Below are 13,076 nucleotides of genomic sequence, written 5' to 3' on the forward strand. Positions count from 1 at the left end.
AAGGATCAACGTTGGACTTTGGACGACCCTTCTCCGGACAGGGACCGCGCGCTCAACAGGCTGCGCTCGCCCAGATCGGCGAGGCGATCCCGAGGCGACAAGGTGATGACCCGGACGAGATCGCCCGGGCGAAGGGGCATGGTCGGCTCGGCAGAGAGCGTCTCGGAGCCTTCCGACGTCTGGCGCACGACCTCGAAGCGGAGCTCCGTCTCAGCCGCAGGGCCGCTCAGCATGGGCCGCAGGAAAGCCACGATGCCCGATCCTGCGGCGAGCAATGGCGTGAGCTCATCGGCCTCGCGCTGCAATGCGGCGAGTTCCTGCTCGATCCCGCCGATGATGTCCGAGCGGAGGCGCGCCTGCTCGAGTTGCACAAGACTGAGCCGGTGCTCCGCATCGGCCAGTGCGGCGCGCGTGCCGGCCTCACGGTCCATGGCGTCACTCAGCTCGCTTTGGGTCTGGGCGAGCAGGAGCTTATGGATCGATCCCGTATCGAACAAGCGCTGCATACCCTCGAGCCGGCTTCGACGCTGCTCGACATTGGCTCGCATCGGCTCGATCCGGCTGCGTGCGACTTCGACCGCACGCTCCGCCGTGGTGACGGCGATCGCCACTGACTTCTCGCGCTCCTGCCGCGCGGCGACGAAGGGGGCGCGCTCGACCCGCGCCTCTTCCACCAGGGACTGCGCCTCGGCACGGCCGGCGAATTGCACGAGCTGATCGGGCAGCGCAGGCGAGTCGTTGCTGAGCTCGGCCCTCAGCACGGCGGACTTCGCCAGCACGCGGCGAATGCGCATTGCAGCGGAGGACGTCTTGCCGCTTTCGCGCAGCGCTTCGATGCCGGCCCAACGGTCGACATCCGGCGGACGCAGTCCACCCGCGAGCGACATGGCATGAAACGGCGTGAGACCGGGTTCGAACTTGTAGGTTCCGGGCTGACGGACCGGGCCGAGGACGAAGATGGGCCTGCGCTCGACCAGATCGACATTCACCGAGCCGCGACGTCCGATGATCCGTTCGTAGGCGGCCGCCAGGATCGCGGCGAGTTCGCCCGTGCTTCGGTCGGCAGCAACGAAACTGCCGAGCAGCGGTACGGAAACCCGCCAGTCCGAGCGAATGGTCAGTTCGCCCGACAGGCCCTGCTGCAGGTAGAAATTCAGCTCGGGCCTGGTTTGGCGCTGTTGATTGGCCCAACGGTCCTCGGCATCGGCGAGGCGCTCGTAGAACGTGATCCTGAGCTTGTCGCCAACGGCGAGCTTCACTTCATCCGGCACGGCGGAATGTGCCGGTGACGGCCGGACGGATTGCTGGGCGACGGAGTTGGGGCTCGCTGCCTGCCCCACATCTTGAGCGCCAGCGGCACCCGAAAGCAGAAGCAGGGAGAACGGCGCAGACACCAACGTTCCCAGGAGGCGCCTGCCTCGCTTGGAGTCATGAGAGATGTCCACTTTCGATCGCACTCCAGTTTGAGCAAATTAAGCAGGAAAGTACTTTCTTCCCGGAGATTGCATTTTTACTATTGGTCTATTTTGATAATTCTGGCACAAAATGGGACGCCCTCGGTAGGACCCTAATGTCGAATTCAATTCGTGGAAACATGTTAAATTCGCTAAGTGGATAAAAAATTCTTGAAGTATTATTTCTTGTTGGAGATAAGTACTAAAGAATGTCTTTTGAAAACGCCGCTGGTTGACATGTGCGGGTTCCCGCCACGACCTTCCGGTCGCGATCCCGGTGGGCACGAAGCACGCCATTGGATTTCGTGCCAATGCCCCGAATGTCTGCACCTCCCCGCAGATGGTGGACACCGCTGCTGAGCTCGAGAAGAGCGAGGTGTCCCGATGGCCAGCAAGACGAGGCGGGACGTCACGGCCGAGTTCAGGGCGGAGACGGTGGCATGGCTGGAGAGCCACGGCCGATCGCTGGCACAGCGACCCCGGAGACGCTGGCCAGCTATTTCGGGCTGAACCCGCGCGTCCGTCAGTCCGGTCTCGGCCTCGCGCAGCATGGCCGCATCAGCAAGCACGGCCGGGCCCATGCCAGGGGGCCATGCTGGTGGAGGCAGCCCTGGGCGGCGAGCAAGGCGCCGGGCCCGCTGCGGGCCTTTGTCCTGCAGATCCGCGCCAAGCGAGGGCATCAGGTCGCCGCTGTGGCGGTCGCCCGAAAGCTCGCCGTGATCTGCTGGCATCTGCTGACCAAGGACACTGACTACCTCTGGCAGCGCCCGGCGCTGGTGGCCCACAAGGTCAGGTCCATGGAACTGCAGGCCGGGCAACCCAAGCGCAAGGGCAACAAGCGCGGGCCGAGCCACGAATACCACGTCAAGGAGTTGCGTGACCGCGACATCGAGGCCGCCCGGCAGGCCGAGCGTGCCTACGATCACGCTGTCAAAAATTGGCAGCCAGCACGGTCGCCATCAGGGTACACGGGCGCCGCAAAGGAGGCGCGACGATAAAGGCTGCGCGGCAGGGCTTGCACCTCCGAGCCCCGCTCTTCGCCGCGCGGTCACCCGTGCCAGGGGGGAATACCCGATCGGACGCACAAGAGTCTTGGTCGATCTCATCCCTATCCCGCTTTCATCCATGACCACCGGCGCCCGCGCGCTCGCGCGCCGGCCGAAACCGATATCCAGCGCTTCTTTCAGGTCAGCCCACCTTCAGTGCACCAGATGCTGCTGATACTTGAGAAAGCCGGCTTGATCTCACGTCAGCCGGGGGCGCTCGCTCCGCTACCCTGGTCATCGACCGCCAGCGACCGCCAGAACGTCATTCCAGGATCGACCAAGCAGTCAGAATGACTCTGCAGAGGATCCAGCACGAACCCCGACACAACCAACGGGTGAACCAGGGCATCCTCGCCAGCCTGCCGAGTATTCGGCATCTTCCCGTCCAACATGAGACGCGCGGACTGACGGAGCATAGTTCCGTATTCGGAACCAGCGCTGCAGGCGCCCACTTCCAGTGCAACGCGCCAAATATGAGCACAAATTCTTCGTCGATACCGGAATGGAGCGCGTTTTCGGAGAAATTCGTGGGCTGATCGGCCCTGTTCGAGGTGGTTCAATCACCGCCTCGATCTGCCTTGAGACCCCTCGCCCGAGGACAGCCATGTCACTCTGCCGAGCCTTGACGTCGTGTCCGAATGGTTGAGCCAAACGACCCCGTGCGGGCCGGATGGCCTTGGACAGCACTGCGCGTCGCACGTGCGCGGCCCGGCTTCGTACTCGGTTATGCCATCGTCCTCAGCGCCGTCCTGCTCGGCCTGCTGGCGCCGCTGATCGCACCCTATGATCCCATACAAGCGGACCCGGCCGAATTCCTTCAGCCGCCCAGCCTGCGCCACTGGTTCGGCACCGACGCCGTCGGCATGGATATCCTGTCCCGCGTCATCCATGCGCCGCGCATCGACCTCACCATCGCCGTGACGGGTACCGTCCTGTCGGCATTGGCGGGTGGGTTGCTCGGCGCCTGGCTCGGCTACTACAGCCGACGCGGCGGCATGCGTTCCGCCATCGCCTATCTGGTGATGCGCATCGCCGACGTCATGCAGGCCTTCCCGGTCTTCGTCTTCGCCATCGCGCTGGTGGCCAGCCTCGGGCAAAGCATCCAGACCGTCATCCTGGCCATCGCCTTCGTCAACATCCCGATCTACCTGCGGCTGATGCGGTCGCAGGTGCTGACCATCCGCGACATGCGCTTCGTCGAGGCCTCGCTCGTCGCCGGCCTGTCCGATGCGCGGACCATCCTGCGGCACGTCATCCCCAATGCCATGGGGCCGGCGATCGCCCAGCTTTCGGTCAATATCGGCTGGTCGATCCTGCTGACGGCAGGCCTCAGCTTCGTCGGCGCCGGCGTCCGGGCGCCGACACCCGAATGGGGCAGCATGATCGCGACGGGATTCCAGAATGTCGTGACCGGCCAGTGGTGGCCCTCCGTCTTCCCGGGCCTTGCCCTGGCGATCACGGTCTTCGGCTTCTCGCTCGTCGGCGGCAGCATCGAGGTGCTGAGCGACCCGGCCAAGGCCCGCCGGCTGGTGCAGGATATCGCGTTGCGCGACCGGGCGGCGGGCAGGGCGGTATGAAGGCCCTGCTCGGCTTCCTCGGGCAGCGGATGCTGTTCATCCTGCCGCAGCTCTTCGGCATCCTGCTGGTCAGCTTCTTCCTCATCAAGTCCATCCCCGGCGATCCGGCCGTGCTCATGCTCGGGCCGATGGCGACGGCCGAGGCGGTGGGCGCGCTGCGCAGCAAGCTGGGCCTCGACCATTCCCTGCCCGTGCAGTTCTGGTACTTCCTCGGCGACCTGGTGCATGGCGACCTCGGCACCTCCTGGCAGACCACGCGGCCGGTGCTCGAGGATCTGCTGCAGCGCTTCCCGGCGACGCTGGAGCTCGTCACCCTCGGCCTGCTCCTCGCCATCCTGATCGGCCTGCCGCTCGGCATCGCCGCGGCCTTCGAATCGAAGGGGATCATGGGACGCATCGCCGGGCTCTACGGCCTCGCCGCGGGCGCCCTGCCGGATTTCTGGTTCGCCCTCGTGCTCGTCTTCATCTTCTACACCCTGTTCCAGCTCGTGCCGGCGCCGCTCGGCAGGCTCGACTTCGCCATCCTGCCGCCGGACCCGGTCACGGGCAGCCTCCTCATCGACAGCCTGCTCGCCGGCGACTGGGACGCCTTCTCCTCCGCGGCCGGCCATCTGCTGCTGCCGGTCCTGACGCTCGGCGTCATCAATGCGGGTCCGATCCTGAAAATGGCCCAATCCAGCACCGAACGCATGCTGCAATCCGACTTCAGCCGCTTCGAGGTCCTCTGCGGCCTGCCGCGCGGCATGGTGCTGCGCCATGCGCTGCGGAACGCGCTGCCCTCCATCATCACCATCATCAGCGTGCTCTACGGCTACCTGCTCGGCGGCGCGGTGCTGGTCGAGATCGTCTTCAGCTGGGGTGGGGCAGGTCAGTACGCCGTTCAGGGCGTGCTGAACTCCGACATCTACCCGGTGCTCGGCTTCGTGCTGTTCTCCGCGGTCTTCTCGCTCGCGGTCTACCTGCTCGTCGACATCCTCTATTTCCTCATCGATCCGCGGATCGGGCGCTGAGATGCTGAGCCTCGAGGCGGAACCCCGGGCGGCAGAGGCGTTGGACACCACGCCGCCCGTCATCGACATCAGCGCCCTGACCGTGGAGTTCCCGACATTGTCGGGCCGGTCGAGCACGGCCATCCGCGAGCTCGATCTCAGCATCGCGCGGGGCGAGATCTTCGGCCTCGTCGGCGAGAGCGGCGCGGGCAAGACCACGCTGGCCCGCTCCCTCCTCGGCCTGCCGCCCGCGCCCGGCCGCGTCGCCGCCGGGGAGATCCGCTTCGAGGGCCAGGACCTGCTGCGGATCGGCGAGCGGGCGCTGCGCCGGATGCGCGGACGGGACCTTTCCATGATCGTCCCCAACCCGCGCAGTGAGCTCAACCCGCTGTTGCCGGTGGGCGAGCAGATCATGACCGTCGCCCGCGTGCATCTCGGCGTGCCGCGGCGGGAGGCCCGGCGCCTCGCCCTCGACATGCTGCGGGCCGTGCAGATCCCCGACCCCGAGCGCCGCATGGCCGCCCTCCCGCATGAGCTGAGCGGCGGCATGGCGCAGCGCATCGTCATCGCCATTGCGCTCGTCTGCTCGCCGAGATTCATCGTCTCCGACGACGCGACTAGCGGCCTCGACGTGACGGTGCAGGCGCAGATCCTGGAGCTGCTGCAGCGCCTCGCCGCCGATCGCGGCAGCGCCATGCTGTTCATCACCCGCGACATCGGCATCACCGCGCATCTCTGCGACCGCATCGCGGTCATGCTGAACGGCGAGATCATGGAGCTGGCGGCGCGGGAGGATTTCTTCTTCCGTCCGCGGAACCCCTACACCATCACGCTCATGGCCGCCTTCGCACACAACGAAGGCCTGCGGCGCCTCTGGACCCGCTCGGCGCCGCCGCTCGAGCCCGCGGCAGCCGGCCGGGCCTGCCCCTTCCTCGCCCGTTGCCCGCTGGCCCAGCCGCGCTGCGCCGCGGAGCGGCCGGCGCTGCGCGAACTGGCGCCCGGCCATGTCTCCCGCTGCCACTTCCCGGTGCCGCGATGACGCCCCTGCTCCGGCTCCGCGGCCTCACCAAGCATTTCCCGATCGCCGGGTCCGGCCGGGTCGTGCAGGCGGTGAACGGCGTCTCCCTCGACATCGCGCCGGGCGAGACGCTCGGCCTGGTCGGCGAAAGCGGCTCGGGCAAGACGACCGTCGGCCGTTGCATCCTCGGCCTTACCGGCATCTCCGCCGGCGGGATCGAGTTCGAAGGCGCCGACCTGCTCGAGGCCCGCCGGCGCGACCCGCGGAGCCTCCGAGGACGCATCCAGATCGTCTTCCAGGAGCCGGCCGATGCCCTGGACCCGCGGCTGCGCATCGCCGCCTCGGTCGAGGAGCCGCTGCTCGCGCTCGGCATCGGCGCCGAGGAGCGGCGCCGGCGCGTGGCGGAGGCGATGGACCTCGTCCGGCTGAGCCCGCACCTGCTGCGCCTCTACCCGATGGAGCTGAGCGCCGGGCAGCAGCAGCGCGTCGGCATAGCGCGCGCCATGATCACCCGGCCGAAGCTGCTGGTGCTGGACGAGCCGACCTCGGCGCTCGACCCGACCGCCCGGGCCGATATCATCGCGCTGCTGATGCAGATCCAGCGCGAGCTGAACACGGCCTATCTCTTCATCTCGCACGACCTCAGCACGGTGCGCTTCGTCAGCCACCGGATCGCGGTGATGTATCTCGGCATGATCGTCGAGCAGGGCGATGCCGCGACGGTCTTCGCCGAGCCGCGCCATCCCTACAGCGCCGGCCTGCTGTCCTCCGTGCTGCTGCCGAACCCGCATCTGCGCCGGGCCACCCGCATCAGCCTGGCCGGCGAGATCCCGAGCCCGATCGACCTGCCGCCCGGCTGCTTCCTCGCCTCCCGCTGCCCCTTCGTCGTCGAGGCCTGCCGGGCAGCCATGCCGCCGGCCGAGGCGCTGGGCGGCGGGCACCTGGTACATTGCATCCGCCATGGCGAGGTCGCCAAGGCGGAGCGCGCCGCCGACACCTTCGATCGCTTCCAGCAGGAGGCAGAGCGCATCCTCAGCGTGGGCGCCCCGGCCCCGCTGGCGCAGCATGGATGAGGAGGAAGCCAGCATGGACCGACTGAAGGGCAAGGCATGCGTCGTCACCGGCGGCGGCCGCGGCATCGGCCGCGCCATCGCCCTGGCCTTCGCCCGCGAGGGCGCGATGGTCGCGGTGATCGACCGCGATGCCGATGTGGCGGACCGGGTCGCCGGCGAGATCGCGGCGCTCGGGGCGAAGGGCGTCGCCTTCGCCGCGGACATGTCGGAGGAGGCGCCGGCGACCGAGGCCGTCCGCGGCGCGGAGCGCGCGCTCGGCCGCATCGATGTCATGGTCAACAATGCGGGCATCGGCGGGGCGGTGCCGGTGGTCGACATGCCCGTCGCGGTCTGGGACCGGATGATCGCGGTCAATCTCCGCAGCGTCTTCCTCGGCACCCGCATCGCCTTGCCCGGCATGATCGAGCGCCGCTGGGGACGCATCATCAGCACCAGTTCGCAACTGGCCCATAAGGGCGCCATCGACCTTGCGCATTATGCCGCGGCGAAGGCGGGCGTGCTCGGCTTCACCCGTTCCCTCGCCTATGAGGTCGCGCCCTACAACGTCACCGTCAACGCCATCTGCCCCGGCCCGATCGAGACCGACCTCGCCGCCGCCCTGCCCGAGGAGTGGAAGGCGCGCAAGCGCGCCGAACTCCCGCTCGGCCGCTTCGGCACGGTGGACGAGATCGCGCCGACCGCCGTGCTGCTCGCCTCGGACGAGGGCTCCTACTACACGGGCGCCTCGCTCAATCCGAACGGCGGGGACGTGATGATCTGAGAGGTGCGCAACCGGAAGGAGGAGAAGAGCATGCCGACGCCGATCCATCGCCGCCATCTCCTGCAGGGGACGGCCGGCCTTGCCGCCGCCTCGGCCAAGCCCGGGGATGCCATCGCGGCCGATCCGCCGAAGACGATGGTGATCGCCAGCCCCGCGACGCCGCAGGGCCTCGACCTCGAATACGACGTCAGCCTCGGCACGGTCGATGCCTCCGGCGCGCTCTACGACACGCTGATTGCCTTCAGGAAGATCCCGGATGCCGCCTCGCCCGAGGTGCTGCGCGAGGACACCGGCGTCCACTCCGACCTGCCGGGCGGCCTGGCCCTCGAAGGGCGCCTGGCCGAAAGCTGGGAGTTGTCGCCGGACGGCACGCGCGTCGCCTTCACCCTGCGCCAGGGGGTCAAGAGCAACTGGGGCAACACGCTGACGGCCGAGGACGTCAAGTATTCCTGGGACCGCCGCTTCCACAGCAAGGGCAACGGCGCCTTCATGGCGCGCATGCTCGGCATCACCGATCCGGCGCAGGTGAAGGTGGAATCGCCGCAGGTCGTCTCCTTCAACCTGCCGCAGCCGACGCCGCTGATCCTGAAGCTGCACTGCAACCTCTCGGCCCCGATCTTCGACGCGACGAAGATGAAGGCGGTGGCGACCAGCGCCGACCCTTGGGCGGTGGAGTTCACCAAGAACAACAGCGCCGGCTTCGGCCCCTATGCGCTCGGCCAGATGGTGCGGGGCCAGCAGGCGGTCTTCCGCGCCCGGCCGGACTATTACGGGCCGAAGCCCTTCTTCGACACCGTGGTGATGCGCGAGGTGCCGTCCTCCGCCAGCCGGCTCTCGCTGCTGCAGGGTGGGGCGGTCGACATGGCGCAGTTCCTCTCGCCCCGCGAATACATGTCGCTGCAATCCTCCCCGGCCACGACCTACGACGCGGTCGCCTCCTCCTATGCGCTGTGGCTGGAGTTGAACGCCAAGATCAAGCCCTTCGACAATCCGAAGGTGCGGCAGGCGATGAACTACCTGATGCCGCGCGAGCAGGTGATCAAGACCGTCTATTACGACCTGGCGAACAAGCAGACGGCCTGCATCCCCGAAGGCTACCCGATGGCCGACGACAGCTTCTTCAGCTACGACGAGAATGTCGAGACGGCGAAGCGGCTGCTGACCGAGGCCGGCTATCCCGACGGCTTCCGCACCAGCATCAGCTACGACGCCGGCAACCCGGTGCAGGAGCCGATCGCGCTGATCTACCAGACCTCCCTGCGCCGCGTCGGCATCGAGGCGGTGCTCGACAAGCTGCCGGCCGGCGTCTTCTACGAGAATGTCAGCCGCCGGCAGAAGCCCATCATCTTCTACCTCGATTCGCCCTGGACCCCGGATCCGGGCTACTCGACCGCGCTCTATTTCTCCTCGAAGAGCTTCGTCAACTACAGCAATTACGAGAATGCGCGGGTGGACGAGTTGATCCAGCAGGGGATGCTCGTCGTCGACGACGGCCGCCGCAAGGAGATCTTCACCGAGGTGCAGAAGATCATCATGGCGGAGGCGCCCTGGGTCTTCATGGTCTATCCCAAATATGCCATCGCCAGAAAGAAGAACATCGCGGGCCTGACCTACTATACCTCGAACAACTTGCGCTTCCAGGACTTCCGGCGCGTCTGACGGGGAGAGCGATCATGCCGAGGATGCAGGGCCGGCGTTGCGTGGTCACGGGCGGCGGCCGGGGCATCGGCCGCGCCATTGCCCTCGCCTTCGCGCAGGAGGGGGCGGATGTCGCCGTGGTCGATAGGCTCGCCGGACAGGCGGAAGCCGTGGCGGCCGAGGTCCGGGCGCTCGGCGTCGCGGGCTTTGCCTTCGCCGCCGATGTCTCGGACGAGGCATCGATCACCGCGGCACTGACGGCGGCCGAGGAGAGCCTCGGGCGCGTCGACGTGCTGATGAACAATGCCGGCATCAGCACCCACATGAGCTTCGTCGACATGCCCGTCGCGGTCTGGGACGAGATGATCGCCGTCAACCTGCGCAGCGTGTTCCTCGGCACGCGGGTCGTGCTGCCAGGCATGATGCGGCGGCGCTTCGGCCGGATCATCAGCACCAGCTCCCAGCTCGCCCACAAGGGTGGGCGGGAGCTGACGCACTACGCCGCGGCCAAGGCGGGGGTCCTGGGCTTCACCCGCTCCCTCGCCTATGAGGTCGCGCCCTACAACATCACCGTCAATGCCATCTGCCCGGGCCCGATCAACACCGACATGACGCGGGGCGGTTCGGCCGAGTGGAAGCAGCGGAAGCTCGCCGAGCTGCCGCTCGGCCGTTATGGCGAGGTCGGCGAGATCGCCCCCACGGCAGTGCTCATCGCCTCCGACGAGGGCTCCTACTACACCGGCGCCAGCTTCAACCCGAATGGCGGCGACGTGATGCTGTGACGATCTGGCGTCGCCAAGCATGCTTGGCGATGCGCCTGTCCGATGACGGGAGAATGCCAAGCCGTGGGGAACATCAGGCTGCTCTCGCCGCGACCTGCTTGCCATGAACGACACTTTCACGGCTGTTCTTCGGCAGCGCTGCTCGAGCTTTCGCCCAACCCGAGGTCGGCACGCCATGGCAGATGCAGCTTGACGTCGCCCGCGGCTCCGTATGGTCTCGCCAACGCGGGCGGCGGCTATGGCGCCCCCCCTCGCCCGCGGCCCGGCGCGCGTGCCGTAGGATGTGCTGGAAGGCTGAAAACACGGCGAGAAGGTGCAGGAGGTCCATGGCGTGGTGCTGACCGGCATGATCGAGGATGGGAGCCTGGCGGTGGACGTCGCGGCGACCGCGGCGCTGCGGGCGGCCCGGGTATGAGCGGGCTGGTGCAGGACCCCGGCCGGGTCCGCGACCTTACCGCTGCCATTGCGTCCGGCGTGCTGACGTCGGAGGCGCTGGTGCGCCGCTGTCTGGACCGTATCGCCGCGGTGGACGGCGAGGTGCGGGCCTGGGTGCATGTCCCGGCCAAGGAGGCGCTGGCCACCGCCCGCGCGCTGGATGCCGAACGCGCCGCCGGCCAGGTCCGCGGCCCGCTGCACGGCATCCCGGTGGGCGTGAAGGACGTGATCGACATCCGCGGCCTGCCGACGCGCGCCAATAGCCCGTCCCGCGACGGCATCGCGCCGGCGACGGCCGACGCGACGGTGGTGGCGCATCTGCGGGCAGCGGGCGCCGTCATCCTCGGCAAGCTGCACACCACCGAATATGCCTATTACGAATCCCGCCCGCCGACGCGGAACCCCTGGGACCTCGCGCGCACGCCGGGCGGGTCCTCGGCCGGGTCGGGTGCGGCCATCGCCAGCGGCACGGTGCCGCTCGCGCTCGGCACGCAGACCGCGGGCAGCGTGAACCGGCCGGCGGCCTATACCGGCACGGGCGCCTTCAAGCCTTCGACGCTCGCCATCGGCGGCACCGGCGTGGTGCCGCTGGCGCCGAGTTTCGACACGGTGGGCGCCTTCGGCGCGACGGCGCAGGACGCGGCGCATCTCGCCGCCGGCTATGCCGCGGACCATCTGCGCATCGGCGCCCCCGGCGCGGCGCCGCGCCTGGTGGTGCTGCAGGATCCGCTGGTGGACCGCCTGGCCGCGCCCGGCACCGTTTCGCGCATCGGCGCGCTGGCGGAGAAGCTGGCCGCGGCCGGCCTGCCCTTGCGCCGCGCCGCGACCCCGGTGGGGCTGACGGCGATCCTGGCGGCGCATCGCAGCGTGCTGCTGGCGGAGCTTGGCCGCACCCATGCCGGCCTGCCGGGGGACCGTATCGCGCCGCGCCTCGCCGCCGATATCGCAGCCGGGCTGGCGATCCCCGAGGCGGAGTACCACGCCGCGCTGCGCAGCCTGGCGGCGCAGCGGCGGGAATTCTGGGCCGGTTTCGGGCCGGAGGATCTGTTGCTGCTGCCCGCCGCGCCGGACGTGGCGCCGGCCGACGGCACCACCGGCGACCCGTCCTTCGTCATCCCGACCACCGCGCTGGGCGGGCCGGTGGCAACCTTGCGCGCCGGCGCCGACCCGGCCACCGGCCTGCCGGTGGGTGCGCTGCTCTTCGCCGCGCCGGGGGCGGATGCGCGCCTCGCGACCTTCCTCTTCTCCGATACCGCCATGCGCCTGGACCTGTAGGGGGACACCGCCATGCTGCTCGAAGTACCGGTCATCGATGTCGCGCCCTTCCAGGCCGGCGACGCCGCAGCGAGGCGTGCCATCGCCGCGCAGGTCGGCCGCGCGGTGAACGACATCGGCTTCCTGGTCATCACCGGCCATGGCGTGGATCCCGGGCTGATCGCGCAGGTGCAGGCCGTATCCAACGCCTTCTTCGACCTGCCGGAGGCCGAGAAGCTGCAGGTGCTGCGCCCGGCGCCGGACGTGACGCGCGGCTACATCCCGCTGGAAGCCGAGAGCGTCGGCCGCAGCCAGGGCCTGGACGTGCCGGGCGACCTGAACGAGAGCCTGATGATCGGCCCGGTGGACGTCCCGCCGGGCGACCCGTATTTCCTCGGCCCGGCGGCGGGCAAGCATTTCCACCCCAACCTCTGGCCGGCGCGGCCGGCGGAATTGCGGCCGCTCTACGAAGCCTATTTCCGCGCCATGGGCCGCCTGGCGGAGGACCTGATGGCGATGTTCGCGCTCGCCCTCGACCTGCCGGAGGAATTCTTCGCCGACAAGATCGACCGCCACATCAGCCGCCTGCGGGTGCGCAACTACCCCGCGCCGCTGCTGCCGCCGAAGCCGGGGCAGCTGCGCGCCGGGGCGCATTGCGACTACGGCTCGCTGACCATCCTGCGGGCGGAGGACAAGCCGGGCGGGCTGCAGGTGCTGAACCGGGCGGAGCAGTGGGTGGACGTGCCGATCGCGCCCGACAGCTACATCGTCAATATCGGGGAGCTGATGGCGCGCTGGACCAACGGGCGCTGGAAGGCGACGCTGCATCGCGTGGTGAACCCGCCGATGGACCAGGCCGCGGCATCGCGCCGGCTCTCCCTCGTCTTCTTCCATAACCCGAATTACGACGCGCCGGTCGCGGCGCTGCCCGGCACCGTGGCGCGGGGGGAAGAACCGCTGTTTCCGCCGACGACCAGCGGACACCATCTGCGCGCGCAATTCGTGCGGACGCAGGTGCGAGCGGCGTGAGCAGCACCTTGGGAGGGGCGC

At 68.7% G+C, this 13,076-nt stretch carries 11 protein-coding genes; 10 read left to right on the forward strand and 1 reads right to left on the reverse strand.

All coding sequences use genetic code 11. The features are described 5' to 3' along the window. Nucleotides 1-5 precede the first annotated feature (5 nt). Nucleotides 6-1,271 carry a polysaccharide biosynthesis/export family protein gene (locus tag Q7A36_RS18735; RefSeq protein ID WP_305105260.1) on the reverse strand — a complete coding sequence of 422 codons (1,266 nt, stop codon included), beginning with the start codon at nucleotides 1,269-1,271 and terminating at the stop codon, nucleotides 6-8. 623 nt (nucleotides 1,272-1,894) lie between these two features. Here Q7A36_RS18735 and Q7A36_RS18740 point away from each other — a divergent pair. The 10 genes from Q7A36_RS18740 to Q7A36_RS18785 all read left to right on the forward strand — a co-directional run bounded on the left by Q7A36_RS18740 (nucleotide 1,895) and on the right by Q7A36_RS18785 (nucleotide 13,055). Then, nucleotides 1,895-2,452 (forward strand): transposase, encoded by a 558-nt coding sequence (locus Q7A36_RS18740; RefSeq protein ID WP_305105261.1) that lies wholly within the window; start codon nucleotides 1,895-1,897, stop codon nucleotides 2,450-2,452. Between the two features lie 686 nt (nucleotides 2,453-3,138). Continuing rightward, a complete protein-coding gene (locus tag Q7A36_RS18745) occupies nucleotides 3,139-4,077 on the forward strand; it encodes an ABC transporter permease (protein ID WP_305105262.1) in 939 nt (312 codons plus the stop codon). Next, nucleotides 4,074-5,087: an ABC transporter permease gene (locus tag Q7A36_RS18750; RefSeq protein WP_305105263.1), complete on the forward strand. Its 1,014-nt coding sequence runs from the start codon at nucleotides 4,074-4,076 to the stop codon at nucleotides 5,085-5,087. Before Q7A36_RS18745 ends, Q7A36_RS18750 begins: the two co-directional genes overlap by 4 nt. Before the next feature lies 1 nt (nucleotide 5,088). Then, on the forward strand, nucleotides 5,089-6,105 hold the full coding sequence (locus Q7A36_RS18755; RefSeq protein WP_305105264.1) for an ABC transporter ATP-binding protein: 1,017 nt from the start codon (nucleotides 5,089-5,091) through the stop codon (nucleotides 6,103-6,105). Continuing rightward, a complete protein-coding gene (locus Q7A36_RS18760) occupies nucleotides 6,102-7,157 on the forward strand; it encodes an oligopeptide/dipeptide ABC transporter ATP-binding protein (protein ID WP_305105265.1) in 1,056 nt (351 codons plus the stop codon). The genes Q7A36_RS18755 and Q7A36_RS18760 overlap by 4 nt, the downstream gene beginning before the upstream one ends. A gap of 13 nt (nucleotides 7,158-7,170) precedes the next feature. After that, on the forward strand, nucleotides 7,171-7,917 hold the full coding sequence (locus Q7A36_RS18765; RefSeq protein ID WP_305105266.1) for an SDR family NAD(P)-dependent oxidoreductase: 747 nt from the start codon (nucleotides 7,171-7,173) through the stop codon (nucleotides 7,915-7,917). Between the two features lie 30 nt (nucleotides 7,918-7,947). After that, entirely contained in the window at nucleotides 7,948-9,576 is a 1,629-nt protein-coding gene (locus Q7A36_RS18770; RefSeq protein WP_305105267.1) for an ABC transporter substrate-binding protein, read from the forward strand. 14 nt (nucleotides 9,577-9,590) lie between these two features. Next, nucleotides 9,591-10,337 carry an SDR family NAD(P)-dependent oxidoreductase gene (locus tag Q7A36_RS18775; protein WP_305105268.1) on the forward strand — a complete coding sequence of 249 codons (747 nt, stop codon included), beginning with the start codon at nucleotides 9,591-9,593 and terminating at the stop codon, nucleotides 10,335-10,337. A gap of 411 nt (nucleotides 10,338-10,748) precedes the next feature. Next, on the forward strand, nucleotides 10,749-12,047 hold the full coding sequence (locus tag Q7A36_RS18780; protein WP_305105269.1) for an amidase: 1,299 nt from the start codon (nucleotides 10,749-10,751) through the stop codon (nucleotides 12,045-12,047). A gap of 12 nt (nucleotides 12,048-12,059) precedes the next feature. Further along, nucleotides 12,060-13,055: an isopenicillin N synthase family dioxygenase gene (locus Q7A36_RS18785; RefSeq protein WP_305105270.1), complete on the forward strand. Its 996-nt coding sequence runs from the start codon at nucleotides 12,060-12,062 to the stop codon at nucleotides 13,053-13,055. Nucleotides 13,056-13,076: the final 21 nt, after the last annotated feature.

This window comes from Paracraurococcus lichenis (assembly GCF_030657435.1).
Lineage (GTDB): Bacteria > Pseudomonadota > Alphaproteobacteria > Acetobacterales > Acetobacteraceae > Paracraurococcus > Paracraurococcus lichenis.

Bases quoted from the DNA above. Each gene is read 5' to 3' on its own strand.
- Q7A36_RS18745 (WP_305105262.1), top strand. From the start codon at position 3,139: ATGGTTGAGCCAAACGACCCCGTGCGGGCCGGATGGCCTTGGACAGCA.
- Q7A36_RS18780 (WP_305105269.1), top strand. From the start codon at position 10,749: ATGAGCGGGCTGGTGCAGGACCCCGGCCGGGTCCGCGACCTTACCGCT.
- Q7A36_RS18785 (WP_305105270.1), top strand. From the start codon at position 12,060: ATGCTGCTCGAAGTACCGGTCATCGATGTCGCGCCCTTCCAGGCCGGC.
- Q7A36_RS18750 (WP_305105263.1), top strand. From the start codon at position 4,074: ATGAAGGCCCTGCTCGGCTTCCTCGGGCAGCGGATGCTGTTCATCCTG.
- Q7A36_RS18755 (WP_305105264.1), top strand. From the start codon at position 5,089: ATGCTGAGCCTCGAGGCGGAACCCCGGGCGGCAGAGGCGTTGGACACC.
- Q7A36_RS18765 (WP_305105266.1), top strand. From the start codon at position 7,171: ATGGACCGACTGAAGGGCAAGGCATGCGTCGTCACCGGCGGCGGCCGC.
- Q7A36_RS18740 (WP_305105261.1), top strand. From the start codon at position 1,895: ATGGCTGGAGAGCCACGGCCGATCGCTGGCACAGCGACCCCGGAGACG.
- Q7A36_RS18770 (WP_305105267.1), top strand. From the start codon at position 7,948: ATGCCGACGCCGATCCATCGCCGCCATCTCCTGCAGGGGACGGCCGGC.
- Q7A36_RS18775 (WP_305105268.1), top strand. From the start codon at position 9,591: ATGCCGAGGATGCAGGGCCGGCGTTGCGTGGTCACGGGCGGCGGCCGG.
- Q7A36_RS18760 (WP_305105265.1), top strand. From the start codon at position 6,102: ATGACGCCCCTGCTCCGGCTCCGCGGCCTCACCAAGCATTTCCCGATC.